The organism is Pantoea sp. CFCC18177, assembly GCF_059412425.1.
The window spans coordinates 15,393-39,971 of the sequence record NZ_JBNBPL010000038.1 but is presented as its reverse complement, the minus strand read 5'-3'; the positions used below and the strand labels follow the sequence as shown (position 1 = coordinate 39,971).

The following is a 24,579-nucleotide window of genomic DNA, read 5'->3' as shown; positions in this document are numbered from 1 at the left end:
CGCCTTAAGCTGCTGTTGCGAGGTGGCGTATATTACGCTTTCCTCCTTCAGAGTCAAACACTTTTTTCAGCGTTTTTCTCCGGCGGGGTGAATCACTTCACGCCCTGCTGAGCCGTCTGCGTTGCCGCTTTGCCGTCTCAGTGGTGGCGCATTATAGGGAGTTAATTCTGGCTGACAAGGGTTTATTGCAAAAAATTGACTGAGCGCTACTTTTTTATACGAACAGGCTAAAAACAGACATTTCTCGATCAATAATCAGTCAAAAGCGCCGCTTTGGCGGCACAAATCAGCGTCACCGACTTAAACAGCAATGCTATTCTGTTGGCTAAACGCCGCTCTCTTTGTTGCAGACTGAACAAATTATTAAAGAAGGACTTTCAATGATTCGCTCCGCGCGCAGTATGGCCGGCTTGCCCTGGATCGCCGCCATGGCGTTTTTCATGCAAGCCCTCGACGCCACCATCCTGAATACTGCGCTCCCTGCTATCGCCACCAGCCTTGAACGTTCCCCCCTTGCTATGCAGTCTGCCGTTATCAGCTATACGCTGACGGTGGCGATGCTGATCCCCGTCAGCGGCTGGCTGGCCGATCGCTTTGGCACGCGTAAAGTGTTCATTGTGGCGGTTTCCCTGTTTACCTTAGGCTCGCTGGCCTGCGCCCTGTCCGGCTCATTGAGCATGTTGGTTGTCTCACGCGTGATACAAGGTGTGGGTGGCGCGATGATGATGCCAGTGGCACGTCTGGCACTATTACGCGCTTATCCGCGCAGTGAATTACTGCCCGTGCTCAATTTTGTCACTATGCCGGGATTGGTGGGGCCGATTCTTGGACCGATGCTGGGTGGCTTGCTGGTGACGTACGCCAGCTGGCACTGGATATTCCTCATCAACATTCCCATTGGTATCGCGGGTATCTTCTATGCACGTAAGTTCATGCCTGATTTCACCACGCCCAAGCGCCGCTTTGATTTTGGCGGCTTCATTCTGTTTGGATTGGGCCTGGTACTGATATCTATCGGCATTGAGCTTTTCGGCGAACGCATTGTGTCGCCGTGGCAGGCTGTGCTGGTGCTGATGACCGGTGTCGCGTTACTGCTTCTTTATATAGTGCATGCGCGCCGTCACCCTGCACCACTCATTAACTTGCCGATGTTTAAAACCCGCACCTTCTCGGTGGGCATCATCGGGAATATCGCGGCTCGTCTCGGCACCGGTTGTATTCCGTTCCTGATGCCGTTGATGTTGCAGGTCGGCTTTGGCTATCCCGCGCTTATAGCGGGTTGCATGATGGGGCCGACGGCAATTGGATCGCTGCTGGCCAAATCTACCGTGACGCAAGTGTTACGTCGTTTCGGCTATCGCAAAACGTTGGTTGGCATCACCATCATCATTGGGATTTTGGTGGCCAGCTTCTCGCTGCAAACGCCTGGTGAGAGTGTATTGATGCTGCTGGCGGCTTTGTTTGTACTGGGGATGGCGATGTCGACGCAGTTCACCGCGATGAATACCATCACGTTGGCCGACTTGAATGATGAGAATGCCAGCGGCGGAAACAGCGTGCTGGCAGTGACCCAACAGGTGTCGATCAGTTTTGGGGTGGCCGTGAGCGCCGCCGTGCTGCGCTTCTGGCAGGATATTGAGAGCACCACCGTGCAACAATTCCACGCCACCTTCCTGACTATGGGAGTGATCACGGTGCTGTCTGCGTTTGCCTTCTTGATGTTGCGTCCTGGCGATGGCCGCAATCTGATTGCCAATCGCGAGAAAAAGAAGAAAACCGCTTAAACCGAACCGCGATCCACCAGCTCCGGCGTCAATACCAGCGTTTGCTGGCTGGCGTCGGGGTCACGCATGCGATGAATCAGCGTATCAATCGCCAGTTCGCCTAATTCATCTTTCGGTTGATGAATGGTGCTGAGCGGTGGCGTGAGATAACGAGCCAGTTCGATATTGTCATAACCCATCACGGCAATATCTTGCGGCACACGTAATCCCGCCTGAAATAGCGCATGGTAAACCCCCACCGCCATGGCATCGTTGCTGGTGAAGACTGCATCTGGCAGCGAATCTAATGTCAGTAACTGATTCATCGCGTTGAAACCACCCTGAAACTCGAAATCACCGTCAACCACATAACCCGGCAATACCGGCAATCCACTGCTGGCCATCGCTTTGTGGAAACCCTCCAGACGCAAACGCGCCGGGGTTTTATCTTGTGGTCCAGCAATACAGGCAATCCGCGTGTAGCCACGATCGATAAGATGCTGTGTCGCCAGTTCTCCCCCCAGCAGCGCATTGTCCTGAATAATGTCGCCACGCCCTTCAAACGGAGCCCAGTCCATCATCACCATCGGTACCGAGGGATAACGATTGAGGATCTCGGCAGAGGGAAGATGCGTTTCAGTACACATCATCAGCAAGCCATCGACGCGCTTTTGCATCAGCGTTTCGAGGCTGCGATTCATACGCTCCTCGTCACCTTCGGTATTGCACAGAATCAGGCTATAACCGCGTTCGTAGCAGCTATTCTCCACGCCGCGTACCACTTCGGAGTAGAACGGGTTACTGCTGGCTGTCAGAAGCATGCCAATGGTGCGGGTTTGATTGATCTTCAGGCTACGTGCCAGTGCCGACGGGGCGTAGTTCAGTTCACGAATCGCCTGTTCGACCTTTTCCCGCACCTGTTCGCTGACAAAGCGATTGTTATTAATGACGTGGGAAACGGTGGAGGTAGAGACGCCCGCCAGGCGGGCGACATCTTTCATGGTCGCCAAAGGCTTAACCCTGTTGTTGCAGGAAGGTATCGATCTCAGTGCGCCACGGCACTGAGGGCTGCGCACCCGGACGCGTTACCGCAATGGCGGCAGCGGCATGGGCAAAACGCACTGCATCATGCATCGCAACCCCTTCCAGACGCGCGGTAATAAAGGCACCGTTGAAGGTATCGCCAGCGGCAATGGTATCAATCGCCTGCACGCTAAAGCCCGGAATGCGTACACCCTTGCCTTGCTCACTCAGCCACACACCACGGCGACCCAAGGTGAGCAGTACCGTGTGAATTCCTTTGTCATGCAACGCCTGCGCGGCACGCGCCGCGTCTTCATCACTCTTCACCGCGATACCGGTCAAAATTTCGGCCTCGGTTTCATTCGGTGTAATGATGTCAATCAACGCCAGCAACTCATCAGACAAATGCGTTGCCGGTGCGGGATTCAAAATGACCTGCGTGGCGTTGGCACGCGCAATTTTTGCCGCTGCGAATACGCTTTCCAGCGGAGACTCCAGCTGCATCAACAGCGCTTTTGCCTGGGCAATCACCTGCTGATGACGATCTACACACTCTGGAGTGAGTGCTGCGTTGGCACCAGAATAGATGCCGATATTATTTTCACCTTCGCCATTCACGAAGATCATCGCCACACCGGTGGCTTCATCGGCAACGGTTTCAACCGGTGCCGTATCAATGCGGTCCTGCTGCAACTGCTGGCGGATACGTTCGCCGATATCATCAGCGCCAACACAGGCAATAAAAGCAATGTCAGCACCGGCACGACCGGCTGCCACAGCCTGGTTCGCCCCTTTCCCCCCAAAAGCAATCTGATACTGTTTTCCGATCACCGTTTCACCGGGACGAGGAAAATGGGTGAGGTTAAGGATGTGGTCAGCATTAATGCTGCCAAGTACCGCCAGTTTTGCGTTTGTGTTCATCGGGTTTGATCCAGAAAATTGCGCCACCGGGAAGGTGGCGCGTTGCCATGCTTTTCTTTGCTTTTTTATTTGGTAACCAGCTTCAGGTCTACTGGGTTAACCGCCTGCACTTTCTCGCCTTTCAGCACTTTATCTGCAGTATCAACGCCAATCACGCCAATTTTATCAGGCATCTGCGCGACAGTAGCGGTCAGTTTACCGGATTCTACTGCTTTCACACCGTCAGCGGTGCCGTCGAAGCCGACCACCAGCACATCGGTTTTACCTGCGGTCTGCAGTGCACGCAGTGCGCCCAGTGCCATCTCATCGTTCTGCGCAAATACCGCCTGCACGTCTGGATGCGCTTGCAGCAGGTTCTGCATCACGTTCAGACCTTTAGTACGGTCGAAGTCTGCAGGCTGGCTCGCCAGGATATTAAATTTGTGTGCATCAGCGGCCTGTTTGAAACCTTCACCACGCTCACGCGCCGCGGAAGTACCGGCAATGCCCTGCAGTTCGATGATTTTGGCGCCATCGCCCAGTTTCTTCGCGATGAAGTCACCGGCCATTTTGCCGCCGAAGCGGTTGTCAGACGCCACGTGGCTCACCACGGTACCTTGAGCAGCCACACGGTCCAGGGTGATCACCGGAATGTTCGCCTGGTTTGCCATTTTCACGGCGTTACCCACGGCATCAGAGTCCGTTGGGTTGATCAGCATCAGCTTGGTGCCGCGCACAGTCAGATCCTGCACGTTCGCCAGCTCTTTTGCCGGGTTGTTCTGTGAATCCAACACCACCAGGTTATAACCCAGTTTGTCGGCTTCTTTCTGTGCGCCATCTTTCAGTGACACAAAGAACGGATTATTCAGAGTCGATACCACCAACGCAATGGTGTCCTTTGCCATCGCGCCAGCACTGAGGGTGGCGCCAAGGATGACGGCCAATGCAGTTAACTTTTTCATTTATATAATCCTGTGTGAAGGTCAGAGTTACTTACTGCTTTTGTTATCCACCAGCACCGCCAGCAGAATGACTACGGCTTTAACAATCATTTGGTAGTAAGAAGACACACCCATCAGATTCAGGCCATTGTTCAGGAAGCCAAGGATCAGCGCACCAATCAACGTGCCCATAATGCGACCCTTACCGCCCGCCAGACTGGTTCCGCCCAATACAACGGCAGCAATCGCATCCAGTTCATAGCCAGTGCCCGCCGTCGGTTGGGCAGACGAGAGGCGCGCCACTTCAATGGTGCCGGCCAGCGCTGCCAGCAGACCGCATAATGAATAAACGATGATTTTTACGCGGTTAACGTTGATGCCTGACAGACGCGTTGCCGCTTCGTTACCACCCAACGCATAGATGTAGCGGCCCAGACGTGTGTGATGCAGCATGTACCAGGCCAGCGCGAACACCACTGCCATCAGCCATACTGGTGTTGGGATCCCCAGCGGACGCCCAATCCCGAACCAGCCAAAGAGATCAGCGTTATCACTGAAGCCGGTGTTGATCGGGCTGCCGTTGGTGTACACCATGGTGACACCGCGCAGCAGCAGCATCATGACTAAGGTGGCGATAAAAGCCTGCACCTTGCCACGTGCGACAATCACGCCGGTAATACCGCCAATCGCCGCACCCAATGCCAGCGAAGCGGCCACCGCCACCAGCGCGTTCACTTCCAGACCCACAATCGAGGCCGCGACCGCACCGGTCAGCGCCAGCAGCGACCCCACGGACAGATCGATACCCGAAGTCAAAATCACCAGCGTCATGCCAACCGCCATAATGGCGTTGACCGACGTCTGCTGCAGGATGTTGAACATATTGGCGACGGTGAAAAAGTTTGGACTTTGACTCGCCACCACGGCAATCAGCACGATCAGCGCAATCAGCGATTTCTGCTCCAGCAGCCAGGCTTTGCTGAACCAGCGACGGCTGGCGGGTAAGGTTTGGGTGCTCATACAACTAATTCCTCGCTGTGTTGCTTACCGACTGCTGCCGCCATCAGGGATTCCTGGGTAGCCTGCTCACGGGAAAATTCGCCACTCAGGTGGCCTTCATGCATCACCAGGATGCGATCGCTCATGCCCAGTACTTCCGGCATTTCCGACGACACCAAAATGATGCTTAGCCCTTCGGCTTTGAACTGGTTAATTAACTGATAAATCTCTTTTTTTGCGCCTACGTCTACACCACGGGTCGGTTCATCAAGAATCAACACGTCTGGACGCGTCATCAATCCGCGCGCAATTGCCACTTTCTGTTGGTTTCCGCCAGACAGCAGGCCAATCGGCTGCTCCATCGAAGGGGTTTTGACGTTGAACAGGCGGATAAAATCACCCACCGCTAACTGTTCTTCACTGTGTTTGAGGTTGCCCGCAGACCGGCTGAAATAGCGCAGCGCCGTCAGCGACATGTTCTCTTTCACCGACATGCCGAGTACCAGGCCATCACGCTTGCGGTCTTCTGAGATATAAACGATGCCGTTTGCCAAACCGTCCTGTGGGGATCGGGTGGTGATTTCGCGCCCGTTCAGCGTGACCTTACCGTGCGTGCGTGGCAGCGCACCGTACAGCACTTTCATCAGTTCAGTACGTCCCGCGCCCATCAGGCCGGAAATGCCCAGAATTTCGCCTTTACGTAAAGTGAAGCTGACGTCATCCACACCCGGACCGCTGAGGTGCTCCACCTTCAGGCGAACCTCCCCCGGGGCTTGATCGATATGCGGATATTGATCTTCCAGCTTACGGCCGACCATCATCTCGATCAGACTCTCTTCACTGAGATCGCTGACCGCGCGCTCGGCAATAAACTGGCCGTCACGGAATACGGTCACGTCATCGCAAATTTCGAAGATCTCTTTCATGCGGTGCGAGATATACACGATGCCGCAGCCTTGGGCTTTCAGCTCGTTGATCACGCGGAACAGCGACAAGGTCTCGGTATCGGTCAGGGCATCGGTGGGTTCATCCATAATGATGACCTGTGACTCGAAGCTCAGCACTTTGGCAATCTCAACCATTTGCTGATCGCCAATCGATAAATCGCCCACCAGCTTATGGCTATTGAAGCGTAAGTTGAGGCGATGTAATAAAGCGTCCGCCTCGGCATACATCCGTTGCCACTGGATACGGCCAAAGCGGTTAACAAATTCGCGACCGAGGAAAATATTCTCTGCCACGGTCAATTGCGGAATCAGGTTCAGTTCCTGATGGATGATACCAATGCCCGCTTCCTGCGACGCTTTCGGTCCAGAAAAAGCCACATCCTTACCCAGCCACTGCAGCGAACCGGCATCCATGCTGTAAATGCCAGTCAGCACTTTCATCATGGTGGATTTACCCGCACCGTTTTCCCCGACCAGTGCCATCACGCGGCCCGGATAAACGGCCAGCGAGGCACCATTCAGCGCTTTTACACCAGGAAACGACTTTTCAATCCCTTTGAGTTGCAATAACGGTTGCATAACGGCCTCAGAAGGTCACGCCAGCGCTCAGGATGACATTCGCATACGGAGAACACTCTCCGCTGCGAATGACCGCCTGACTACGCTGAGTCTGTTGTTTGAACTGTTCATGGCTGGTGTAACAAATGGTGATGGTATTCCCCTGGTGCTGTTGCAAGGCATCGAGCACGGCGAGCAGTGCGCTGTGAAGCTGCGGATTGTGCTGCTTGATCTCCTCCGCCATCAGGGCGCTTTCGACTTGCATCTCCTGCGTGACAACATCAACCACCTGCAAAAATTCGGGGGTTCCCGGCGTCAACGCCAGATCGATACGCTGCGGACCGGCCGGGATCGGCAAGCCTGCATCAGCAATCGTCAGCGTGTCGGTGTGCCCCAGGCGGGCAATCACATGAGAGACTTCAGCGTTTAACAAGCGACCTTTTTTCATTTCTTCCACTCCACAGCGAAACGTTTCGCTGATCGGGAGTGTATTAAATGCGCAGGGCAACTCAATGGCGATATCACGGAAATGTGATCGCCATCGAAACGTTTCGCTTGTACCGGATAAAATTTGAGTTTGGAAAAAGAAAAGAGCCGCTGAAGCGGCTCTGGAGGGTGTTATGGCAGTTTGCGAACCTGTTTAACGTCCAACTCAATGGCGTTGAAGTCTTTATCCAGTTCACCCGTCAGTTCGACCTGATCTTTCGGCGTGATGGTCTGACCATGCCAGCGCTTGTGGTCGATCTCTACTTTCATGGTGCCGCTGCTGTCGCGGAACAAATAGTCTTCATCACCGATTTGCTTATCAAGATTGCCGCGCACGGTGATCCAGCTATCGTCTTTCATCTCTTCGGCTTGTTTCACCGTCACAACGCTGGTGTTGTCAGCCTGGAATCCACCGGTGTGAACCTGGGTTTTCGGCGCATTGGGGTCCACAAACCCACCTTGTTGCGCGGCCAGAACGGGCGTGGCGGCCAACATCACAATGGCTAAGATCGCTGCACTCTTTTTCATTTTTCACCTCTTTTCCATGAATGTGCGGAAGTCAGGAGCCATTTCACCATAAGGTTCTTAACAGGATCTTAAAGAGAAAAAATAGGTGATTTGCAGCGATTTGCACTGTACAAGCGGGGTTCTGCTTCGTATAACCACCCAAGCAGAAGAGGAGAAGCGCATGCGCATTTTGTTGATTGAGGATGACACGCTGATTGGTGATGGCCTGAAAGTGGGCTTAATCAAACTCGGCTTCAGCGTGGACTGGTTCGTGTCCGGCGAAGCAGGTTATCAGGCGCTGGCGGCCGCGCCGTGGGATGCGGTGGTGTTGGATCTTTCGCTGCCGGAACGCGATGGTCTGGAGATCCTGCGTCAGTGGCGTGAGCAGGGCGCGGATGTGCCGGTACTGATCCTCACTGCGCGTGACGCCCTCGATCAACGTGTTCAGGGGTTACAGCTTGGTGCAGACGACTATCTCTGCAAACCCTTTGCCCTCAGCGAAGTCGCCGCACGTTTGCAGGCGCTGATTCGCCGCCGCCATGGACAGCTGCAGCCTGAATTGAAACACGGCAAAGTGGTGCTGGCGCCGGCCAGCCACAGCGTCTGGCTTGAGGGTGAAGCCATCAGTTTGAAAAGTCGCGAACTGGCATTGCTTGAGCTGTTTATGCGCAACCCTGGCCGCGTGCTAACGCGCAGTCAGCTGGAGGAAAAACTCTACAATTGGGATGACGATGTCTCCAGCAATGCGGTGGAAGTGCATATTCATCATCTGCGCAAAAAGCTGGGCAGTGCATTTATCCGCACCGTACATGGCGTGGGTTATATGCTTGGTGCAGCAGAATGAGCCTGTTTCTTCGGCTGGCGATCGGCTTTGTGCTGCTGATCGTGTTGTGTGGTGGTGTCGCCAGCTACAGCGCCTGGCATCAGACCCGCGACACCGTGAATGAGTTATTCGATACCCAGCAAATGCTGTTTGCTAAACGCCTGCTGGCGCTCGACCCCACCAGCTTGCACGCCGCTTCGCTACCCAAAACGAAAACCATTCTGCGCCATCATCGTGGCGATCAGGATGATGACGCGCTGGCTTTCGCCATCTTCCGTGCAGACGGTCAGCCATTGCTGAATGACGGTGAAAACGGGCGCGATTTGCAGTTTGATGATAAGCGCGACGGCTTCCGTGATGGCCGCTTACGTGGCGATAAGGACAGTTGGCGGCTGTTGTGGCTAACCTCTGAGGATAAAAGCTATCGCGTAGTCGTCGGCCAGGAGTGGGAATACCGTGACGACATGACGCGCGATCTGGCTCTGGCGAGTTTGATACCATGGCTATACGCCATGCCTTTCATGCTTCTGATGTTGCTGGTGCTGGTTTGGTTTGAACTACGTCCGCTCAAGCGCCTCACCGCATCACTCAAGCAGCGAGCCCCCGATGACGCAACACCACTCGCCGATACGCGTTTACCCAAAGAGGTGAAGCCGCTGGTCATTGCATTGAATGGGCTGTTTCGGCGCATGGCAGAGCTGGTGCAACGCGAGCGCCGTTTTACCTCTGATGCCGCACACGAGTTGCGCAGCCCGCTGGCCGCCTTGCGTGTGCAGAGCGAAGTGATTCAACTCGCCGAGGATGATGAAGTGATGCGCCAACACGCTTTACAGCAACTCGACAGCGGCATTCTGCGCGCCACGCGGCTGGTGGATCAGCTGTTAACCCTTTCCCGCGTGGAAGCTGACGATCTGCGCAGCGAATTTCAGCCGGTTGCACTGGCACCTTTGCTGCAAAATTTACTCGCCGAACATTTCCCTCAGGCTGAGGCGCAGCAGATGGATGTGCAACTGCATACCGAGGCTGAACCGGTGATGAACGGTCATCCGCTGCTGTTAAGTTTGTTGGTGCGCAATCTACTGGATAACGCGCTGCGCTATGCACCGCCGGGGAGTCGGATTCAGTTCACCCTCCAGCCGCGCGCCATCATTCTTGAAGATAATGGTCCAGGCGTTAGCGATGAACAGCTAGCCCGTCTCGGGGAACGCTTCTGGCGACCACCGGGGCAAGCGCAAACGGGGAGCGGGTTGGGCTTGTCGATAGTGAAGAATATTGCGCAGTTACACGGTATCCGCATCGCGTTTAGCCATGCCACGCCACAAGGCTTGCGCGTCACCCTGAGCTGGTGACGCGCGGTATCTTTAAATCTCGACCTGGGTGCCCAGCTCAATAACGCGGTTAGGTGGGATCTCAAACTGGTCCGGCGCACGCAGCGCATTGCGTTGCAGTGCGAGGAACAGCTTGCCGCGCAAGCGCAGATACCATGGACGATCGCCGATTATCAGCGACTCATGCGACATGAAGAACGAGGTTTCCATCATGCGGCAATTCAGGCCTTCCAGACCGCAGCGGTGGAAGATCTCCTCCACGTTAGGGGTTTCGCGCCAGCCATAACTGGCCACCACACGCCAGAACGTTGGCGAGAGCTGCTCAATGGTCACACGTCGCACGTTGTGAACGTACGGCGCATCTTCAGTACGCAACGTCAGCAGCACCACGCGCTCATGCAACACTTTGTTGTGCTTGAGGTTATGCAGCATAGCGAACGGGATCACGTTCAACGCTCGCGACATATACACCGCCGTGCCCGGCACACGCACCGGTGGAGATTTCTCCAGTGAGGCGATCATCGCTTCCAGCGAATTGCCGTGCTCATGCATGCGACGCAGCAGGCGGAAGCGCTCGCTTTTCCACGTTGTCATCACAATAAACATCATCAGCGCCAACGTCAGCGGCAACCAGCCACCGGAGAACACTTTTACCAGGTTGGCAGAGAATAGCGAGACGTCGATGCACAGCATACCGATCAGGATCAGCACCACCAGATAGCGGTTCCAGTGCCAGTTCTGAATTGCCACTGTCGAGCAGAGGATGGCGGTCAACACCATGGTGCCGGTTACCGCAATGCCGTAGGCCGCCGCCAGGTTGCTGGAATGCTCGAAACCTACAATCACGATCACCACGGAGAAGTAGAGCAGCCAGTTAATCACCGGAATGTAGATCTGGCCCGACTCCTCTTCTGAGGTATGCACAATGCGCATTGGCGGCAGATAGCCCAAACGCACCGCCTGGCGCGTTAACGAGAACACGCCAGAAATCACCGCTTGTGAAGCGATTACCGTCGCCAGCGTTGCCAGAATCAGCATCGGGATGAGCATCCAGTCCGGTGCCAGCAGGAAGAAGGGGTTTTTGATCGCCTCAGGGTTTTTCAACAACAGCGCGCCCTGACCAAAGTAGTTGAGCACCAGCGAAGGCAGCACAACAATAAACCACGCCAGACGGATCGGGAATTTACCGAAGTGACCCATATCGGCATACAGCGCTTCAACACCAGTGATGGCCAGCACTACCGCGCCCAGCGCGAAGAATGACACTGTTTTGTACTGGATAAAGAAGTGCATCGCCCAATACGGGTTCATGGCGTGAAGCACGTCAGGATTATTGATAATACTGCGCGCGCCCAGCACGGCCAGGATGATAAACCACAGCAGCATCACCGGCGCAAACAGCTTACCGACAATACCCGTACCGTGTTTTTGAATCACAAACAGCAGCGTTAGCACAGCAATCGCCAGTGGGACGATGTAGGTATCCAGACTCGGTGCGGCAATTTCCAGACCTTCAATCGCCGATAACACCGAAACCGCAGGCGTGATCACCACTTCACCGTAGAAGAAGCTGCCGCCAATCAGGCCCATAATGACGAGAATCGCCGTGGCGCGTGCGCCAGTATTGCGTCCGGCCAGAGACATTAACGTTAGGATACCGCCTTCGCCGGCGTTGTCGGCACGCATGACGTAACTGATGTATTTCAGTGACACCACTAAAATCAGCAGCCAGAAGATCAGCGACAAAAAGCCAAATACCGCTTCACGTTCCACGCCAAAGCCGAACTGGCCAGAGAGACATTCACGCAAAGTATAGAGCGGGCTGGTACCGATATCGCCATACACCACGCCAATCGCGGCGAGTGTGACTGCGCCAAGGGACTGCTTCTTATCCGAGCTCATAAGTTGTCTTTTGTTGGAGCTGATAAGGCATCTGCCTACCGCTCAGGCCATCAAAAAGCGCACAGTATGCACATATTCCCAAAAAAAACTAATCTTACAAAGTGTCACCATCACGTCAGCGACACGGTTTTTCGCCGAAATTTGGCCAAAAAAACCGCCTGAAGCAGCGAGTTGCCTCGCTTCAACCTTCTGAAACAAAAAAGCTGACGGCTATCAACGCAATCCAGCATGATAATCAGTAGAGTATTGCGCTCGCCAAAATATGTCGGCACCAGGATCAAAAGGATAATGATGTGATTATGGCTCAACCCCATCTTTTGGCAGAAAGAATTTCTCGCCTGAGTAACGCCCTGGAAAAAGGGCTGTACGAGCGACACCACGCGATTCGTCTCTGCCTGCTGGCCGCGTTAAGTGGCGAAAGCGTGTTTTTGCTCGGTCCGCCAGGCATTGCCAAGAGCCTGATTGCCCGCCGCCTGAAATATGCCTTCCAGCACGCCCGCGCCTTTGAATACCTGATGACCCGCTTTTCGACGCCTGAAGAGGTGTTTGGCCCCTTATCGATTCAGGCGCTGAAAGATGAAGGCCGCTATCAGCGATTGACCAAAGGCTACCTGCCAGATGCTGAGATTGTTTTCCTCGATGAGATCTGGAAAGCGGGCCCGGCTATTTTGAACACGCTGCTGACCGCCATCAACGAGCGCCGCTTCCGCAACGGTGACAGCGAAGAAAAAATCCCGATGCGCTTGTTGGTCACCGCCTCTAACGAACTGCCCGAAACCGACAGCGGCCTGGAAGCGTTGTATGACCGTATGCTGATCCGCCTGTGGCTGGATAACGTGCATGAGAAGCAAAACTTCCGCAGCATGCTGACCCACCAGCAGGATGAAAACGATAATCCCGTGACGGAAGCGCTGCGTATCAGCGATGAAGAGTACCATCAGTGGCAGAAAGGCATCAGTCAGGTCAGCTTGCCCGACCACGTTTTTGAACTGATTTATCAGCTGCGTCAGCAACTGGAGAATTTACCCAGCGCGCCTTACATCTCCGACCGTCGCTGGAAAAAAGCGATCCATCTGCTGCAGGCCAGTGCGTTTTACAGCGGCCGCGTGAGCATCGCCCCGATCGATCTCATCTTATTGAAGGATTGCCTGTGGCATGACGTAGCGTCGATGCAACTGCTGGATCGCGAAATTGACGCGCTGATGACCCAACACGCTTGGCAGCAGCAACCGATGTTGCATAAGCTCCAGCAAATCAAAGCTCGCCGCCTGGCGTTGCAACAGCAGCAGAGTGTGGCACAGGCATTGACGCTGGAAAAACACAGCGGCATGTTCAGCCGTAAACCGCATTACGAATTGCCCGCTTCGATTGGCGATGAACAGCTCACCTTAATGCTGCAACAACCGCTGACGCTGCATGATATGCAGGTGACACACGTCCTGATTGCGCGTGAAGCGCTGAATCAATGGTTGATGAAAGGTGGCGAAATTCGCGGCAAGTTGAATGGCATTGGCTTTGGTCAAACGCTTGATTTGCTGGTGGATGCGCATCATTGCCTGACACTGCGTGATGTCAGCCTGCAATCGACAAGACTGACCCTGCCCGGTGCCAGAAGTAGCAGTGAAATACCCCAGGAAATCGTCGAAGAGTATGACGCGCTGGATGCGCAATTACGTGCACAGCGCACGCTGTTTAGCCAGCATCAACGTTGCTTGTTTATCAGTGATGACTGGCTGGCACGCATCGAGACCAGCTTGCAGGATGTGTCAGAACAGCTGAAACAGGCGAAAAAATGATTTCACTGGAGACGCTGAGCGCGCTGCTGTCGATTGGCGAAACAGAGTTAATCGAAGAGTTGATTATCGCGCTGCTCGCGTCACCCCAACTGGCTCTGTTTTTTGAGAAATTCCCGCGTCTGAAGCAGGCAATGATGCGCGACTTGCCTCGCTGGCGCAGCGAAATCGCCGAGCAGATGAAAACCACGCCGGTGCCCGAAGCGCTGGCGCAGGAGTTTCAGCTGTTCCAGCAGATGCAGTTGCTTAGCTCGCGGGATTTCACCCAACAGCTTCCCCACATCATCTCGCAACTTAAAAGCCTGCCATCGCCGTTTATCGAAGAAGCCAGCAAACTGCTGCTGCACAATGAAAATGAGCAGCTGAGCAATGCGCAACATACCTTGTTTCTACAACGCTGGCGTCTGAGTCTGACGCTGCAAACCCTGACGCTCAACGAAACCATCCTGGAAGAGCAGCGCGAACGCCTGATGGCCGAACTGCAACAGCGAATGGCGATCAGCGGCCAACTGGCACCGATTCTGACCGATGATGACGAAGCCGCCGCCGGACGTTTATGGGACATGAGCAAAGCGCCGCTGCAGCACGGTGATTACGAGCTAATCGTGCAATATGGCGATTTTCTCGCCCAGCAGCCGGAGTTAATGAAACTGGCGCAGCAGTTGGGGCGCAGCCGTGAGGCGAAATCGGTACCTTCTCAGGATGCCCCGCAGGAAGAATTTCACCAGTGGGTACGTGAGCCAGACAACGTACCGGAAGAAGTGAGCGGCATTCATCAAAGCGATGATGTGCTGCGCCTGCTGCCGCCCGAACTGGCGGCACTGAGCATCAGTGAACTGGAGCTGGAGTTCTATCGCCGCCTGGTAGAGAAACGTCTGCTGACTTATCAGTTGCAAGGCGATGCCTGGCACGAAAAAGTCACGCTGCGTCCCGTCAGCCACCAGCAGCATGAAGAACAACCGCGTGGGCCTTTTATCGTCTGCGTCGATACCTCCGGTTCCATGGGCGGATTCAATGAACGCTGTGCGAAAGCCTTCTGCCTGGCGCTGCTGAAAGTGGCATTAGCCGATAAACGCCGCTGCTATATCATGCTGTTCGCCCATGAGGTGATCGGCTACGAACTAACGGCCGATAGCGGTATTGAGCAGGCTATCCGTTTTCTCAGCCAACGTTTTCGTGGTGGCACCGATCTCGCCGCCTGCCTCGCCGCAGTGGTGAAACGCATGGAAGGCCCCGTCTGGGACGAAGCCGATGCGGTGATCGTGTCAGACTTTATCGCCCAACGTTTACCTGATGAGACGATTAACACCATCAAACAACGTCAACGCCAGCATCAACAGCGTTTTCATGCGGTGGCGATGTCCCTCCACGGTAAGCCGGGTATTCTGCGCATCTTCGATCATATCTGGCGCTTTGATACCGGCCTGAAAAGCCGCCTGCTGCGCCGCTGGAAACGCTAATTCATCTGGCAGAAATGCTTATTTGCTATAGTGATTAATTCGCACACTGAGCATCTGGAGTATTTTGTGACTACCGCCCAACTTCCTGCACCCACCCGCACGTTGCAGCTCTCCGGTCAAAACACCGAACAAAAACGGAGCGAGTTGCTGACGTATTTCACCCAAACCTGGGATCTCTACGAAAGCCTGTTTGATTGCCTGGCTGACGATCGCGCCTTCTTCAATAAAGCCATCTCCTTGCGCCATCCACTGATCTTCTACTTTGGCCACACCGCCACTTTCTATATGAATAAGCTCATGGCGGGGCGCTATCTGGAGGATCGCGTAGACGATCGCATCGAAGCGATGATGGCGATCGGCGTGGATGAGATGAGCTGGGATGACCTCAACGACAGCCATTATGCGTGGCCAACCATTGAAGAAGTCCGCGATTATCGTGGCAAAGTGAAAAGCCTGGTGAGCGAGTTTATTCGCACGATGCCGCTGGAACTGCCTATCACCTGGGATAGCCCAGCATGGGTGATTTTGATGGGCATCGAACACGAGCGTATTCACCTGGAAACCTCCAGCGTGCTAATCCGCCAGTTGCCGATTGACTGGGTAAAACCTCAGCCACATTGGCCCGTTTGCCCGCAGGCACGACACGATCGCAGCTCGGTTCCGGCTAATTCGCTGATCGCGATGCCCGGTGGTCACGTCCAGCAGGGAAAAACGGACGACACCTACGGTTGGGATAATGAATACGGCAGCCAGGTGGTCGATCTCAAACCCTTTAAAGCCAGTAAGATGCTGGTCAGCAACGCCGAGTTTTACCGTTTTATCGCGGCGAATGGCTACAACGAGCGCCGCTGGTGGGATGACGAAGGCTGGAGCTGGCGCGAATTTTCTGGCGCGCAGATGCCAACCTTTTGGGTTGGTGATATTTCACAACCCGATCAGCTAAAACTGCGTTTGATGACTGAAGAAGTGACCATGCCATGGGATTGGCCCGCTGAAGTTAATCAACTGGAAGCCGCTGCGTTCTGTCGCTGGTTAGCGGAAGAAACCGGCAAATCAATCCAGCTACCTTGCGAAGCAGAATGGGCGCAACTGCGTGAACAAGTCAGCGGCGACCAACCTGACTGGCATGAGGCACCGGGCAATATCAATCTCGCGTACTGGGCCTCCTCCAATCCGGTGGATGGTTTTGCTCAGGGCGAATTTTACGACATCGTCGGCAATGTCTGGCAATGGACCACCACACCCACCAACGGATTTGAAGGCTTTAAGGTTCATCCGCTGTACGATGATTTCTCTACGCCGACCTTTGATGGCAAACATGCACTGATTAAAGGTGGCAGTTGGATCTCCACCGGTAACGAGGCGTTGAAATCTGCGCGCTATGCGTTCCGCCGTCATTTCTTCCAGCATGCAGGTTTCCGCTATGTGGTGTCTTCACACCAGGAAACCATGGCACTCAATCCGTATGAAACTGACAGCATGGTGTCGCAGTACCTCGATTTTCAGTACGGTCCCAGCTATTACGATGTGCCTAATTATGCCGCGGCGCTGGTGGAAAAACTGTTACCACACTGCCCGGTGCGCGGTCAGGCGTTGGATATCGGCTGCGCCACCGGCCGTGCCAGTTTTGAGCTGGCGCGCCATTTTGATGCCGTAACGGGTATGGATTATTCCGCGCGCTTCATTGATGTGGCGCTACAGCTAACATCCGGTGAAGATTTCCGCTACGTAGTGCCGGAAGAGGGGGATCTGGTGGAGTATCGTCAGGTGCGCCTGAAAGATTTCAACCTCGACAGCGAGCAGGCACAACGTATTCAGTTTGTGCAGGGTGATGCCTGTAACCTTAAACCTCAGCCGGATCGTTACGATCTGGTATTGGCGTCCAACTTGATTGATCGTCTGCGCCAACCTCAACGTTTCCTGCAAGACATTACCCCTATGATCCGTTCTGGCGGACTGCTGGTGCTCTCTTCGCCCTACACGTGGTTAGAAGAGTTTACGCCAAAAGAAAATTGGCTGGGTGGGGTCCGCGAGAACGGCGAGGCACTGACAACCTACCAGGCTCTACAGCGTTTATTGCGTGATAAGTTCGAAGAAGTGGGCACGCCACAGGATGTGCCTTTCGTTATCCGCGAGACAGCGCGTAAGTTTCAACATACTCAAGCGCAGCTAACAATCTGGCGTAAGCGTTAAAAAAAGCGTGCAGACTGCGTCACGCGCGTGGTCTGCATCTTGCCTGCACTGCTAATTTGCTGCACATTCTCCACTGTTCATAGAAGAAGAACTCAAAGAGGATGGATGATGGCGGAACAACTGCAACTGGATAACCTTGATCGCGGCATTCTCAATGCACTACTTGAGAACGCGCGCACCGCTTATGCCGAACTCGCCAAGCAGTTCAACGTCAGCCCCGGCACCATTCATGTACGCGTCGAGAAAATGCGACAAGCGGGAATTATTTTGGGCACGCGCGTGGAAATCGATCCGCGTCAGCTTGGCTTTGATGTGTGCTGCTTTATCGGCATTATTTTGAAGAGTGCGCGTGATTATCCCGCCGCCCTGAGCAAACTGGAAGCGCTGGATGAAGTCGTCGAAGCCTGGTACACCACCGGCCACTACAGCATCTTTATTAAGGTGATGTGCCGATCCATCGATGCCTTACAACAGGTGCTGATCAACAAGATCCAGACCATTGATGAAATCCAGTCCACTGAAACGCTGATCTCGTTACAAAACCCGATCATGCGCACCATTAAGCCTTAAAATCCCCTTTTATTGTGCACAACCTTATCCCAGGCGGATCACACGCGTGATGCGCCTTGTCGCCTGATGCTTTCTGGTATTAACCCTGTTTTCCACAGGTGGATCACGGCTTGATCACAGCGTACAATGCTCGCCTTTAGTGCGGGAGATCATCATGGCCGATATTACCTTAATCAGTGGAAGTACCCTTGGCAGCGCCGAATATGTTGCCGAACATCTGGAAGAAAAACTGCAGGAAGCGGGCTTCTCAACCGAGGTGCTGCATGGCCCAGAGCTGGATGAACTGCCGCAGGAAGGAATTTGGCTGATTGTCACCTCGACGCACGGTGCGGGGGAACTGCCTGACAACTTGCTTCCTTTATATGAAGCACTGCAAGAGACACAACCGGATCTGTCTGGCGTCCGATATGGCGCAGTGGGTATCGGAAATCATGAATATGATCTTTTCTGCGGCGCGATCAAGCTGCTGGAGGAGCAGTTAAACCAACTCGGTGCCACTCGCATTGGCGATCGCCTTGAGATCGACGTGCTGGAGCATGAGATTCCAGAAGATCCGGCAGAAGTGTGGGTCACCACCTGGAAAACCCAGATTTAAGACGATCTCAGAGAGTGGGGGATCGGGAAAAAAGAACGATCCCCAGATTAATGCACTGTTTTATGCTTTTTTTTATGCCACTGACTGTGGATAACATAGCCTTAATCTTGCGTATAACCGGTAGTTATCCCAAGAACAACCGATGATGCTTTTTTCATCTGTGTATAAGTAGCCTGTTTGATCCCAGCTTATACGGATCAGGATCACCGATCATTAACAGCAAGTGATCCTCTCTAATTCTCTGTAAAAAATAGGCTTTTCTGGGTTATCAACAGCCCGGTGCGATCCTAATAAGAGATCTAACAGAGAGATCATATAAAAGAATAAAGATCCTTTCTTTTAAACCGCAGGATCCCGCGGCTTTCGCAGCAGACAGAATTTCAGTAGAATCCACCGCCCAGGGCAACGATCCCTGTCCGAACACTAACGAGGACCCACTTCATGTTTTATCCAGAACCCTTTGACGTCATCGTAATCGGTGGTGGTCATGCGGGCACAGAAGCCGCGATGGCCGCTGCCCGAATGGGTCAGCAAACGCTGTTACTCACCCATAACATTGATACGCTTGGACAAATGTCCTGCAACCCAGCGATCGGTGGTATCGGAAAGGGACATCTGGTGAAGGAAGTGGATGCCTTAGGCGGTTTGATGGCCACAGCAATTGACCAGGCCGGCATCCAGTTTAGGATACTAAACGCGAGCAAAGGTCCTGCGGTACGTGCTACACGTGCTCAGGCAGACCGCGTGCTGTATCGTCAGGCCGTTCGTACGGCACTGGAAAACCAACCGAACCTGATGATCTTCCAGCAAGCGGTTGATGATCTGATCGTCGAGAACGATCGGGTGGTCGGTGCTGTGACGCAAATGGGATTAAAATTCCGGGCGAAGAGCGTGGTGCTGACTGTCGGAACATTCCTCGACGGCAAAATTCATATTGGTCTGGATAATTACAGCGGTGGCCGTGCAGGCGACCCGCCATCCATCCCATTGGCTAAACGTCTGCGTGCATTACCGCTGCGTGTTAATCGCCTGAAAACCGGTACGCCACCGCGTATTGACGCGCGTACTATCGATTTTTCCGTGCTGACCCCTCAGCATGGTGATACACCGATGCCGGTGTTCTCGTTTATGGGCAACGTTTCTCAGCATCCACAGCAAGTGCCATGCTGGATCACCTACACCAACGAACAGACCCATGATGTGATCCGCAATAACCTCGATCGTAGCCCGATGTATGCAGGGATCATCGAAGGGATCGGCCCACGTTACTGCCCATCGATCGAAGACAAAGTGATGCGCTTTGCCGATCGTAACGCCCATCAGATCTTCCTTGAGCCGGAAGGCCTGACCAGCAACGAAATCTATCCGAACGGTATCTCAACCAGCCTGCCATTTGATGTGCAGATGCAGATCGTCCGCTCGATGAAAGGGTTGGAGAATGCGAAGATCGTGCGCCCTGGCTATGCCATTGAGTACGATTTCTTCGATCCGCGTGATTTGAAGCCGACGCTGGAAAGCAAATTTATTCACGGCCTGTTCTTTGCCGGTCAAATCAACGGCACGACCGGATATGAAGAGGCCGCAGCGCAAGGTCTGCTGGCGGGCTTGAACGCCGCACGTGCATCAGCAGACAAAGAGGGCTGGGCACCACGCCGCGATCAGGCTTACCTCGGCGTGTTGGTCGACGACCTTTGCACCTTAGGTACCAAAGAGCCGTACCGCATGTTCACCTCGCGCGCGGAATACCGCTTGATGCTGCGCGAAGATAACGCCGACCTGCGCCTGACCGAAGCGGGTCGTGAGCTGGGCTTAGTTGATGATGTTCGTTGGGCACGCTTCAACCAGAAGCTGGAGACGATTGAACAAGAACGCCAGCGACTGCGCGATCTGTGGGTGCACCCAAAATCTGAGAACGTGGCTGAAGTGAATACGGTGATCAGCGCGCCACTGACCAAAGAGGCCAGCGGTGAAGACCTGCTTCGTCGTCCGGAAATGACCTACGATGTACTGATGACGTTACCGAGCTACGGCCCGGCGCTGACCGACGTTCAGGCGGCAGAGCAGGTTGAGATTCAGGTGAAGTACGAAGGCTATATTGCGCGTCAGCAGGAAGAGATCGATCGCCAGCAGCGCAATGAAAACACCTTGCTGCCAGTCGATCTCGATTATCGCCAGGTCAATGGCCTGTCGAATGAAGTGATCGCGAAACTGAACGATCATAAGCCAACCTCAATTGGTCAGGCTTCGCGCATTTCGGGCATCACGCCAGCGGCCATCTCCATTCTGCTTATCTACCTGAAAAAACAGGGCCTGCTGCGTAAAAGCGCCTGACAGACTTCGGGGCGAGATGACTCGCCCCCGTTAATGGAATTATCCTTGTGATTAACAAACTCTCCCAGCTGCTTGCTGCAGCAAACATTTCCCTTACCGATCAACAAAAACAGCAGCTGGTTGGCTATGTTGAATTGCTGCATAAGTGGAACAAAGCCTACAACCTGACATCGGTGCGCGACCCGCAGCAGATGCTGGTGCGCCATATTCTCGACAGCGTGGTGGTCGAACCGCATTTGCAGGGTGAGCGCTTTATTGATGTGGGAACGGGGCCAGGATTACCGGGCATTCCTTTGGCCATTGTGCGTCCGCAAGCGCATTTCACCTTACTGGATAGCTTAGGCAAGCGAATCCGTTTCCTGCGTCAGGTGCAGCATGAGTTAGGGCTTACTAACATCACCCCTGTACAGAGCCGTGTGGAGGAGTTCCCCGCTGAGCCACCGTTTGATGGCGTGATCAGCAGGGCGTTTGCTTCGCTGGAAGATATGTTGACCTGGTGTCACCATCTGCCAGGCCCTTCAGGTTGTTTCTACGCGCTGAAGGGTGTGCGTCCTGATGATGAAATAGCGGCCTTACCTGCGGGCTTTACGGTCGAGAAAATCGAGTCGCTGCGCGTACCTGAACTGGATGGTGAACGCCATCTGGTGGTGATTAAACGCCAATAGCCTTAAAAAGGGTGCGGATTTAAGACAATCAGTACCCTTTGTCTTCGAAAACCCGCTGAATAAAAAAACAGCATTTAAACACTTTCAGTCAAAAGCTTTTATTCGGTAGGGCAGGGGATAGCCGTTAACATCCGCCACGGAAATTATCTGAAAAAGCTTGTTACATTTAACGAATAATTCACATTTCATTATCAGATAGATCACTTTATTGCCTGTATTTACCTGGCCAAATAGTCACGCGTGAAAATATAACTCTGCAATAAATCGGCGTGCGTAATATCAGTTTTACGTTTTTATTGCGGCCTATGATGTCAATAGAGTGTTTTTATCGTAAATCATAGCGTGATGTTGGATGGATTATTCTATCTTTATGAATTAGAACAATATTGACTGGCTTTGAAATCTTAAAATTCACGTTTAATACAAATTAAACCGCTGGTGTGTTGCTTATAATGTGATCTAAAGCACGCTTTAAAAGCAAGCAATCACGGCAATTTCAGACTTTTGGCCGAGTCATCGCGGAAGGTGATGTTTTGAAAAATAGCCCTCCAGAAAGAAATTTAAATAATTGTTCACCTTTTCGCTACTTACCGATTGAAATCGCAGGTGGCGCCCGTATAATTTGCACGGCTTTTGCTGCTTGACTCAAATGAGTAAAGGCAGTCTTATACGACACGCGACATACCCCGTTCGGGGCAGGAGAGTTCAACGCCATGTCAGTGTCACTTTACAGTGTGAAATTAGCCCGGACCGTGCTGGTCATCCAGCTGGTGACTTTTGTCATTATCGGCGCACTCTTTACTCTGAAAGATGTCACCTGGGGCGCCTCCGCCATCGCGGGTGGAGCGGCAGCCTGGCTGCCGAATGTGTTGTTTATGTTTTTAGCCTGGCGCCTGCAGGATCAAACGCCTGCCAAAGGTCGTGTGGCCTGGAGCTTCGCCCTTGGTGAAGTGTTGAAGGTGTTCACGACGGTCATTCTTCTCATGGTGGCGTTAGGTGTGTTTGGAGCGGTCTTCTGGCCACTCGCAATCACTTGGTTATCGGTGCTGGTGGTGCAGATCGTCGCGCCGGCTGTAATTAACAACAAAGGGTAAGAGGCATCATGGCTGCTGGAGAAATCTCTACTCCGCAAGAATACATAGGTCACCACCTGAATAACCTTCAGTTGGACCTGCGTACTTTCGAGTTGGTGAATCCGCACGACGCTCCTGCGACGTTCTGGGTATTAAATATCGATTCCATGTTTTTCTCTGTGGTACTGGGACTGATTTTCCTGGTGTTGTTCCGTAAAGTGGCAAAAAGCGCCACCAGCGGTGTTCCAGGGAAATTACAAGCGGCTATCGAGCTGGTTGTCGGTTTCGTTGATAACAACGTGCGCGACATGTACCACGGCAAAAGCAAACTTATCGCCCCGCTGGCTCTGACGATTTTTGTCTGGGTCTTCCTGATGAACTTCATGGATCTGCTGCCTATCGACCTGCTGCCGTTTATCGGTGAGCACTATTTAGGCCTGCCAGCGCTGCGCGTTGTGCCGTCTGCAGATGTGAACATCACGCTGTCTATGGCGTTGGGCGTCTTTATTTTGATTCTGTTCTACAGCATCAAAATGAAAGGCATTGGCGGCTTCACCAAAGAACTGACGCTGCAGCCTTTTAATCACCCGATCTTCATCCCAATCAACCTGATTCTCGAAGGTGTTAGCCTGCTGTCTAAACCGGTTTCACTCGGTCTGCGACTGTTCGGCAACATGTATGCGGGTGAGCTGATCTTTATCCTGATTGCCGGCTTGCTGCCGTGGTGGTCGCAGTGGGTGTTGAATGTGCCATGGGCCATTTTCCACATCCTGATCATTTCGCTGCAGGCTTTCATTTTCATGGTCCTCACGATTGTCTATCTGTCGATGGCATCTGAAGAACATTGATTTTTTTATCTCAACACTAAGCTTTTAACTGAAACAAACTGGAGACTGTCATGGAAAACCTGAATATGGATCTGCTGTACATGGCTGCCGCTGTGATGATGGGCCTGGCGGCAATCGGTGCTGCGATCGGTATCGGCATCCTCGGGGGCAAATTCCTGGAAGGCGCAGCGCGTCAGCCGGATCTGATTCCTCTGCTGCGTACGCAGTTCTTTGTTGTAATGGGTCTGGTGGATGCAATCCCAATGATCGCTGTAGGTCTGGGTCTCTACGTGATGTTTGCGGTCGCCTAAACCTGGTAGCCTTGTTCACTCATGGCACCCGGTGTGATGAGGAACGGATTCTGCCGTCTATCGCCGATAGCGGCAGAGCAAGTTAACTTAATAAGAGGCATTGTGCTGTGAACATTAATGCAACAATCCTCGGCCAGGCCATCGCGTTCATTCTGTTTGTCGCGTTCTGCATGAAGTACGTATGGCCGCCGATTATGGCTGCCATCGAAAAGCGCCAGAAAGAAATTGCTGAAGGCCTTGCTTCTGCTGAGCGCGCGAAGAAAGATTTAGATCTCGCGCAGGCCAATGCGACCGACCAGCTGAAGAAAGCGAAAGAAGACGCTCAAGTCATTATCGAGCAGGCGAACAAACGCCGTGCCCAGATTCTGGACGAAGCGAAAACCGAAGCTGAGACTGAACGTAACCGCATCGTGGCACAAGCGCAGGCAGAAATTGATGCCGAGCGTTCACGTGCCCGTGAAGAGCTGCGTAAGCAAGTCGCGTTGCTGGCATTAGCTGGCGCCGAGAAAATCATCGAACGTTCCGTGGATGAAGCTGCTAACAGCGACATCGTTGATAAACTGGTCGCTGAACTGTAAGGAGGG

Annotated in this window: 22 protein-coding genes; 14 read left to right on the top strand and 8 right to left on the bottom strand. The window is 53.5% G+C overall.

Annotated features, from left to right (window positions below; translation table 11 throughout):
• The first annotated feature begins 380 nt into the window (after positions 1-380).
• On the top strand, positions 381-1,784 hold the full coding sequence (gene mdtD / locus ACPUC8_RS24875) for a multidrug transporter subunit MdtD (RefSeq protein WP_039332948.1): 1,404 nt from the start codon (positions 381-383) through the stop codon (positions 1,782-1,784).
• Here mdtD and rbsR read toward each other — a convergent pair.
• The 7 genes from rbsR to ACPUC8_RS24840 form a co-directional block, all read right to left on the bottom strand.
• On the bottom strand, positions 1,781-2,764 hold the full coding sequence (rbsR, locus tag ACPUC8_RS24870; protein ID WP_039332949.1) for a ribose operon transcriptional repressor RbsR: 984 nt from the start codon (positions 2,762-2,764) through the stop codon (positions 1,781-1,783). The two genes, mdtD and rbsR, sit on opposite strands and share 4 nt — an antisense overlap.
• A 13-nt stretch (positions 2,765-2,777) precedes the next feature.
• Positions 2,778-3,707 (bottom strand): ribokinase, encoded by a 930-nt coding sequence (rbsK, locus tag ACPUC8_RS24865; protein WP_039332951.1) that lies wholly within the window; start codon positions 3,705-3,707, stop codon positions 2,778-2,780.
• Positions 3,708-3,772: 65 nt separating this feature from the next.
• Positions 3,773-4,648, bottom strand: coding sequence for a ribose ABC transporter substrate-binding protein RbsB (gene rbsB, locus ACPUC8_RS24860; RefSeq protein ID WP_039332952.1), 876 nt, complete (start codon positions 4,646-4,648; stop codon positions 3,773-3,775).
• 27 nt (positions 4,649-4,675) lie between these two features.
• Positions 4,676-5,647, bottom strand: a complete 972-nt coding sequence (gene rbsC / locus ACPUC8_RS24855) for a ribose ABC transporter permease (protein WP_034830072.1) — start codon at positions 5,645-5,647, stop codon at positions 4,676-4,678.
• Positions 5,644-7,152, bottom strand: coding sequence for a ribose ABC transporter ATP-binding protein RbsA (gene rbsA, locus ACPUC8_RS24850; RefSeq protein ID WP_058973927.1), 1,509 nt, complete (start codon positions 7,150-7,152; stop codon positions 5,644-5,646). The genes rbsC and rbsA overlap by 4 nt, the downstream gene beginning before the upstream one ends.
• A gap of 7 nt (positions 7,153-7,159) precedes the next feature.
• The gene (gene rbsD / locus ACPUC8_RS24845; protein ID WP_494927662.1) at positions 7,160-7,579 is read right to left on the bottom strand and encodes a D-ribose pyranase; all 420 of its coding nucleotides are present in this window, start codon (positions 7,577-7,579) and stop codon (positions 7,160-7,162) included.
• A 170-nt stretch (positions 7,580-7,749) separates the two neighbouring features.
• A complete protein-coding gene (locus ACPUC8_RS24840; protein ID WP_494927661.1) occupies positions 7,750-8,145 on the bottom strand; it encodes a YgiW/YdeI family stress tolerance OB fold protein in 396 nt (131 codons plus the stop codon).
• Positions 8,146-8,305: 160 nt separating this feature from the next.
• Between ACPUC8_RS24840 and qseB the strand changes: the two genes are divergently transcribed.
• Both qseB and qseC read left to right on the top strand, forming a co-directional pair.
• Positions 8,306-8,968: a quorum sensing response regulator transcription factor QseB gene (qseB, locus tag ACPUC8_RS24835; protein ID WP_039332960.1), complete on the top strand. Its 663-nt coding sequence runs from the start codon at positions 8,306-8,308 to the stop codon at positions 8,966-8,968.
• Complete coding sequence (gene qseC / locus ACPUC8_RS24830; RefSeq protein ID WP_494927660.1) at positions 8,965-10,296, top strand: quorum sensing histidine kinase QseC; 1,332 nt, start codon at positions 8,965-8,967, stop codon at positions 10,294-10,296. The genes qseB and qseC overlap by 4 nt, the downstream gene beginning before the upstream one ends.
• A gap of 12 nt (positions 10,297-10,308) precedes the next feature.
• On the opposite strand, the gene kup is transcribed toward qseC, so the two are convergent.
• Entirely contained in the window at positions 10,309-12,177 is a 1,869-nt protein-coding gene (gene kup, locus ACPUC8_RS24825; RefSeq protein WP_058973924.1) for a low affinity potassium transporter Kup, read from the bottom strand.
• A 299-nt stretch (positions 12,178-12,476) separates the two neighbouring features.
• Here kup and ravA point away from each other — a divergent pair, with 299 nt between their 5' ends.
• The 11 genes from ravA to atpF all read left to right on the top strand — a co-directional run bounded on the left by ravA (position 12,477) and on the right by atpF (position 24,573).
• Positions 12,477-13,973, top strand: coding sequence for an ATPase RavA (gene ravA, locus ACPUC8_RS24820; RefSeq protein ID WP_494927659.1), 1,497 nt, complete (start codon positions 12,477-12,479; stop codon positions 13,971-13,973).
• Positions 13,970-15,430, top strand: a complete 1,461-nt coding sequence (viaA, locus tag ACPUC8_RS24815; RefSeq protein ID WP_494927658.1) for an ATPase RavA stimulator ViaA — start codon at positions 13,970-13,972, stop codon at positions 15,428-15,430. Before ravA ends, viaA begins: the two co-directional genes overlap by 4 nt.
• A 66-nt stretch (positions 15,431-15,496) precedes the next feature.
• Positions 15,497-17,623 carry a 5-histidylcysteine sulfoxide synthase gene (ovoA, locus tag ACPUC8_RS24810; protein ID WP_494927657.1) on the top strand — a complete coding sequence of 709 codons (2,127 nt, stop codon included), beginning with the start codon at positions 15,497-15,499 and terminating at the stop codon, positions 17,621-17,623.
• 108 nt (positions 17,624-17,731) lie between these two features.
• Positions 17,732-18,193 carry a transcriptional regulator AsnC gene (asnC, locus tag ACPUC8_RS24805; protein ID WP_034830053.1) on the top strand — a complete coding sequence of 154 codons (462 nt, stop codon included), beginning with the start codon at positions 17,732-17,734 and terminating at the stop codon, positions 18,191-18,193.
• A 154-nt stretch (positions 18,194-18,347) separates the two neighbouring features.
• On the top strand, positions 18,348-18,788 hold the full coding sequence (mioC, locus tag ACPUC8_RS24800; RefSeq protein ID WP_039332970.1) for an FMN-binding protein MioC: 441 nt from the start codon (positions 18,348-18,350) through the stop codon (positions 18,786-18,788).
• A 441-nt stretch (positions 18,789-19,229) separates the two neighbouring features.
• On the top strand, positions 19,230-21,119 hold the full coding sequence (gene mnmG / locus ACPUC8_RS24795) for a tRNA uridine-5-carboxymethylaminomethyl(34) synthesis enzyme MnmG (RefSeq protein ID WP_039332973.1): 1,890 nt from the start codon (positions 19,230-19,232) through the stop codon (positions 21,117-21,119).
• A 47-nt stretch (positions 21,120-21,166) separates the two neighbouring features.
• Complete coding sequence (gene rsmG, locus ACPUC8_RS24790; RefSeq protein WP_039332975.1) at positions 21,167-21,784, top strand: 16S rRNA (guanine(527)-N(7))-methyltransferase RsmG; 618 nt, start codon at positions 21,167-21,169, stop codon at positions 21,782-21,784.
• 713 nt (positions 21,785-22,497) lie between these two features.
• Positions 22,498-22,878, top strand: coding sequence for a F0F1 ATP synthase subunit I (gene atpI, locus ACPUC8_RS24785; protein WP_039332977.1), 381 nt, complete (start codon positions 22,498-22,500; stop codon positions 22,876-22,878).
• A gap of 8 nt (positions 22,879-22,886) precedes the next feature.
• Positions 22,887-23,705: a F0F1 ATP synthase subunit A gene (gene atpB, locus ACPUC8_RS24780; protein WP_039332979.1), complete on the top strand. Its 819-nt coding sequence runs from the start codon at positions 22,887-22,889 to the stop codon at positions 23,703-23,705.
• Between the two features lie 50 nt (positions 23,706-23,755).
• Entirely contained in the window at positions 23,756-23,995 is a 240-nt protein-coding gene (gene atpE, locus ACPUC8_RS24775; protein WP_003849523.1) for a F0F1 ATP synthase subunit C, read from the top strand.
• 107 nt (positions 23,996-24,102) lie between these two features.
• Positions 24,103-24,573 carry a F0F1 ATP synthase subunit B gene (gene atpF / locus ACPUC8_RS24770; RefSeq protein ID WP_007893603.1) on the top strand — a complete coding sequence of 157 codons (471 nt, stop codon included), beginning with the start codon at positions 24,103-24,105 and terminating at the stop codon, positions 24,571-24,573.
• The last annotated feature ends 6 nt before the right edge of the window (positions 24,574-24,579 follow it).

Bases quoted from the DNA above. Each gene is read 5' to 3' on its own strand.
- rbsA (WP_058973927.1), bottom strand. From the start codon at position 7,152: ATGCAACCGTTATTGCAACTCAAAGGGATTGAAAAGTCGTTTCCTGGT.
- atpB (WP_039332979.1), top strand. From the start codon at position 22,887: ATGGCTGCTGGAGAAATCTCTACTCCGCAAGAATACATAGGTCACCAC.
- asnC (WP_034830053.1), top strand. From the start codon at position 17,732: ATGGCGGAACAACTGCAACTGGATAACCTTGATCGCGGCATTCTCAAT.
- mnmG (WP_039332973.1), top strand. From the start codon at position 19,230: ATGTTTTATCCAGAACCCTTTGACGTCATCGTAATCGGTGGTGGTCAT.
- rbsC (WP_034830072.1), bottom strand. From the start codon at position 5,647: ATGAGCACCCAAACCTTACCCGCCAGCCGTCGCTGGTTCAGCAAAGCC.
- ACPUC8_RS24840 (WP_494927661.1), bottom strand. From the start codon at position 8,145: ATGAAAAAGAGTGCAGCGATCTTAGCCATTGTGATGTTGGCCGCCACG.
- rbsR (WP_039332949.1), bottom strand. From the start codon at position 2,764: ATGAAAGATGTCGCCCGCCTGGCGGGCGTCTCTACCTCCACCGTTTCC.
- mioC (WP_039332970.1), top strand. From the start codon at position 18,348: ATGGCCGATATTACCTTAATCAGTGGAAGTACCCTTGGCAGCGCCGAA.
- qseB (WP_039332960.1), top strand. From the start codon at position 8,306: ATGCGCATTTTGTTGATTGAGGATGACACGCTGATTGGTGATGGCCTG.
- rbsK (WP_039332951.1), bottom strand. From the start codon at position 3,707: ATGAACACAAACGCAAAACTGGCGGTACTTGGCAGCATTAATGCTGAC.
- qseC (WP_494927660.1), top strand. From the start codon at position 8,965: ATGAGCCTGTTTCTTCGGCTGGCGATCGGCTTTGTGCTGCTGATCGTG.
- rbsD (WP_494927662.1), bottom strand. From the start codon at position 7,579: ATGAAAAAAGGTCGCTTGTTAAACGCTGAAGTCTCTCATGTGATTGCC.
- atpE (WP_003849523.1), top strand. From the start codon at position 23,756: ATGGAAAACCTGAATATGGATCTGCTGTACATGGCTGCCGCTGTGATG.
- ravA (WP_494927659.1), top strand. From the start codon at position 12,477: ATGGCTCAACCCCATCTTTTGGCAGAAAGAATTTCTCGCCTGAGTAAC.
- mdtD (WP_039332948.1), top strand. From the start codon at position 381: ATGATTCGCTCCGCGCGCAGTATGGCCGGCTTGCCCTGGATCGCCGCC.
- viaA (WP_494927658.1), top strand. From the start codon at position 13,970: ATGATTTCACTGGAGACGCTGAGCGCGCTGCTGTCGATTGGCGAAACA.
- rbsB (WP_039332952.1), bottom strand. From the start codon at position 4,648: ATGAAAAAGTTAACTGCATTGGCCGTCATCCTTGGCGCCACCCTCAGT.
- kup (WP_058973924.1), bottom strand. From the start codon at position 12,177: ATGAGCTCGGATAAGAAGCAGTCCCTTGGCGCAGTCACACTCGCCGCG.
- atpI (WP_039332977.1), top strand. From the start codon at position 22,498: ATGTCAGTGTCACTTTACAGTGTGAAATTAGCCCGGACCGTGCTGGTC.